This window comes from Verrucomicrobiota bacterium, assembly GCA_016871495.1.
Lineage (GTDB): Bacteria > Verrucomicrobiota > Verrucomicrobiia > Limisphaerales > VHDF01 > VHDF01.
Genome location: VHDF01000173.1, coordinates 1 through 4103, shown reverse-complemented (window position 1 = coordinate 4103; position 4103 = coordinate 1). Strand labels below are relative to the sequence as shown.

Sequence of the window (4103 nt, the reverse complement as noted above, 5' to 3'; positions counted from 1 at the left end):
CGGGGGGCGCCGACAGGCGATGGCGGACAAGGTTCTTGCCGGCCAGCGTCGCCCGAACCATGTCAACATCGAAAAACACCAGATGCCCGATGCGAACTACCGGGATCGCCTTCGACTTCGTTTGCGACCGCAGCCAGCGCAGGCTCGGCTTGCAGTTCGGGTGAAACAGTTCGTCGAGCAACTGTCCCGCGCTCACCAGCTTTCCCTTCACAACCAGCTCGTTCATCCCAGATTTCATCGAGATCACTTTCCGCACCGGACGCGGCGCACCATGCTCCGCACTGCTCCGATTTGACCCGGCCTTTCACCGGACGTTCATCTTTAGTCCATGTCCGCATTAAAAGCATAGATATTTAAAACGTACATGGTATGTTTTCGCTGATGCGACCATCACCTCAACGTCACACGCTGGCCGTGCTCCGGACATTCCTTGGCCTGACCCAAAAGGAAATGGCTTCGATGCTTGACTGTTCCGTCCCCACCATACAAGCGATCGAACTTGGAAAACTCAAACTTGGCGACAGATTGGGACATTTGATTTCTAGTCTTACGGGCGTCGACCTCATTTGGCTCAAGGAAGACGACGTGAACAAGCCGGCGACGGATTTGGCGGGTGCCCCATATTCTAAGCAAATGTTTGAATCGACTCAGGCCTATCTGCGAGATCCGTCCATAGAGGGTGGCGGTCCATCCCGCGAGATGATACGCGTCCAATGGCAGTTCTTAAAGGTATTGAACAGGCTCGTAGTTCTTTTTATACGTGCCTACCGCGGGAAGAAATTCTGCCTACTCGATTACAGAGTTGACGCAGCCTTGAAGGATTTAAGGAAGAAAACGTTTGAGGGAAAGAGTTTGACGGACGAGGAGGCAAGGCGATGGGATCCACCAATACACGAGGAGGTGGCAGCTATCATTGGAAGTAAGTGGGGTATTGGTGATGATCTTCAGGCAGTTGTGAAACATTTTTCTGACGAGACCACGAAGATTCGTAATGATCTCTTGGAGCGTCGCAAACGGCGCTCTTCGAGAGTCCGTAAACCGGCAATCAAATCCGCTCCGCCACCTGTTTCGAAGCGATCCCCGACGAGAAAGGCCAGAGTGAAGTAGAAGGCCCCCTTCTCGGCGGGTGAATGATTTGCCCAAATATTTGCCCAAAACCGTTCACTTTCGGGCAAATTCTTTCCTCTCGTTGCACCCGCTTGCTTCGCACCACGCACCCTCTGGAAACGAAAAAACCCCTGTTTTGGCATGGATTTCGTGAAATTTGGCGGAGAGGGGGGGATTCGAACCCCCGATACGGTTTAACCCGTATAACGGTTTAGCAAACCGTCGCTTTCGGCCACTCAGCCACCTCTCCGACCAACCCCGCGATTGACCCTCAACGGAAGGTCTCGGGCAAGGAGAAACTTTTCCGTCCGCGCCCGCACCGTGCATCCCGAAGTGGTCTGTCGTGTGGCGCAGGCTGCCCAGCCTGCCGTATCGCCGACTGCCCGTCGGCCCGGCGGGTGAAGAACAAGGCCCATCCATGCTCTTCACGCGCCTGGTTCCCTTCGTCGCCCGCAGGCTGGGCCGCCTGTGCCACAGCAGACAGGGCTGTCTGCGTGACCACGACAAACCGGTCACCGACAACCCCTGGATGCACCGGCGCCCGCACGGCGTGTTCCGAAGGGGACGCTCGGTGCGCGGAAGTGCTGAAACGGGTCGCAGGGGTTGTTGTCACGGCGCGGATGGAACGGGCCACGGGATGTGGGATGGAATCGTTGCGGCGGCTGGTCTTGCGACCCAGCCGCGCTCCTGAAAGCCGCCTCGTCCGGGCTGACAATCTTCAGGTACTCCAGTGCCCGGGCGCAGCGCGGTTTCAAGGTTGAAGTTTGGTTTGGGCACCCCATCATCCGCCGCATGCATTGGCGGAAAGTGGCCTTGATTGGCGTGGGATTGCTCGGCGGTTCGCTCGGGCTCGATCTCAAGCGCCTTCAACTGGCCGGACACGTGACGGGCTTCGTCCGCCGCCCCTCCAGCCAGCGCGATTGCTTGAAGTTCAAGGTCGTGGATCACGCCACCCTGAAGCTTGAAGAGGCCGTTTCGGGTGCGGGCCTGATCATCCTTTGCACGCCACTTTCCCAAATGCCCGGCCTGGCCGAGTCCTTCAAACCTTGGTTGGAACCTGGCGCGGTGGTCACGGACGTGGGCAGTGTGAAGGGGGAAGTGGTGCGCGAGATGGAGCGCATTCTATCGGGCAGTCGAGGCCACTTTGTGGGCAGCCACCCGATGGCCGGTGGAGAACTCATGGGAGTCGCGGCTGCCCGGGAAAAACTTTTTGAGGGATCCATCTGCGTGGTGACTCCCACCGCCAGCACGGATGCCGACGCGCTGCGTGCTGTCGCCACGCTCTGGGAAAGCGTGGGTGGCCGCGTCAAGAGTCTTCCGCCCGACCTGCATGACGCGTATGTGGCGCGGACGAGTCATTTGCCCCATGTCGCCGCGGCGGCTCTGGCCAACTACGTGCTGAGCCCGGCCCACAACGAGGAGCAAGCCACGCTCTGTGCTTCGGGATTCAGGGACACCACGCGAGTCGCGTCCGGTTCGCCCGAAATGTGGCGCGATATCGCGCTCGCCAACCGCGAGCATCTGCTCCGGACACTGGGGGTATTTATCGAAGATCTGTCCGCCTTTCGCGAGGCGGTGGAGGCGGGCAACAGCCCGGGATTGCACGAGTTTTTCGCGCAGGCGAAGAAGCGGCGCGACCAATGGATCGAGGCTTCCGCGTCCAAGTCCCCGGACGATGCCGCCAAAGTCTGAGGCGCTTTTCCAGGCATCATGGCATGGCCCGATTTCATCGAAGTGGTTCCTTTGGCCTCGCCGGTTCATGCCGAGGTGAGCGTGCCCGGATCGAAAAGCATCACCAATCGCGCGTTGATCCTGGCGGCGCTCGCCCCGGGGTGCACGACCCTGAAGGGCGCGTTATGGAGCGAGGACACCCAGGTCATGGTGGAGGGATTGCGGCATCTCGGGTTCGAAATCTCCGTGGAGTCCGATCCCTCCGAATCCTGCAACCGCGTCTTGACGGTGCGCGGATGGGGTGGACGAGTGCCTGCCGGTGGAACGGTTTCAAACCCCGTTGAACTTTTCGCGGGCAACGCCGGAACGGCCGCACGTTTCCTGTCGGCTTTCGTTTGCTTGGGCGAGGGATGGTATCGGATTCACGGAGTGCCACGGATGCATCAGCGTCCACAAGGCGCTCTCTTTGCGGCGTTGCGCGAGTTGGGGTACCTCATTGAGGCGCCGGGGGACAGGCTGCCCGCGCTCATTCGAGGAGGAGGACCCCGGGAGGGAACGTGCCGCGTTTCGCTCGCCGAGAGTTCCCAGTTTGCCTCGGCCTTGCTGCTTTCGGCTGGTGTGGGAAGGTGGCGAGTTGCGGTGGAGGGAGACAATGAAGAGGAGTCGTCTTACGTCGAGATGACCCGGCAATTGACACGAGTTTTTCCGTCCTCGGGCGGCGTGTTTCAAATTGAACCGGACGCCTCGAGCGGGAGCTATTTTTGGGGAGCCAACCTCGTCCAGCAATCGACGTTCGGGGTGGTGGACGCGGTGAAGGTGGCCCATTGGCCTGTCTCCGGCTGGCAGATTGACGCGGCATTTCCGAAGTGGCTCGATCTCCCCGCGCGCGTTTCCCGGCGGACCGATTTGGGGGACAGCATCATGACCGCGATCGTGCTGTCGGCGTTGGGATCACGTCCGGTCTGTTTCACCGATTTGGGAAGATTGCGCGTGCAGGAATGCGAGCGTGTCGTGGCTTTGCGCACCGAGTTGACGAAGTGCGGGGTGGAGGTGCGGGAGCACGGGGACACCCTGGAGGTTCGGCCGCGGAAGGACATGATGCGCGGCGCCGAAATCGAGACGTACGGAGATCATCGCGTCGCGATGTGTTTTGCGATTCTGGGGTTGAAAGTCCCCAACATGCGCCTCAAAGATCCCGCCTGCGTGAAAAAAACATTTCCGAACTTTTTCCAGAAACTGGCCGAGGCCCCGCCTCACGGCCTGGGAGTCGTCCTTCGTGACGCGGCAGGACGCCCGTTGTCGGTGGAGTTGATGTCCGCCGAATG

Annotated in this window: 4 protein-coding genes and 1 tRNA gene; 3 read left to right on the top strand and 2 right to left on the bottom strand. The window is 60.0% G+C overall.

The features are described from left to right. The coding region (locus FJ404_19490; GenBank protein MBM3825031.1) for a hypothetical protein at positions 1–226 on the bottom strand (226 nt) is incomplete at its 3' end. A 143-nt stretch (positions 227–369) separates the two neighbouring features. Between FJ404_19490 and FJ404_19485 the strand changes: the two genes are divergently transcribed. Continuing rightward, complete coding sequence (locus FJ404_19485) at positions 370–1107, top strand: helix-turn-helix transcriptional regulator (GenBank protein ID MBM3825030.1); 738 nt, start codon at positions 370–372, stop codon at positions 1105–1107. 158 nt (positions 1108–1265) lie between these two features. Here the strand turns inward: FJ404_19485 and FJ404_19480 are convergent. After that, positions 1266–1357 (bottom strand) — tRNA-Ser (locus FJ404_19480). 542 nt (positions 1358–1899) lie between these two features. On the opposite strand from FJ404_19480, the gene FJ404_19475 reads away from it, so the two are divergent. Then, on the top strand, positions 1900–2799 hold the full coding sequence (locus FJ404_19475; protein MBM3825029.1) for a prephenate dehydrogenase/arogenate dehydrogenase family protein: 900 nt from the start codon (positions 1900–1902) through the stop codon (positions 2797–2799). 18 nt (positions 2800–2817) lie between these two features. After that, on the top strand, positions 2818–4103 hold a 1286-nt coding region (locus tag FJ404_19470), incomplete at its 3' end, for a hypothetical protein (protein ID MBM3825028.1).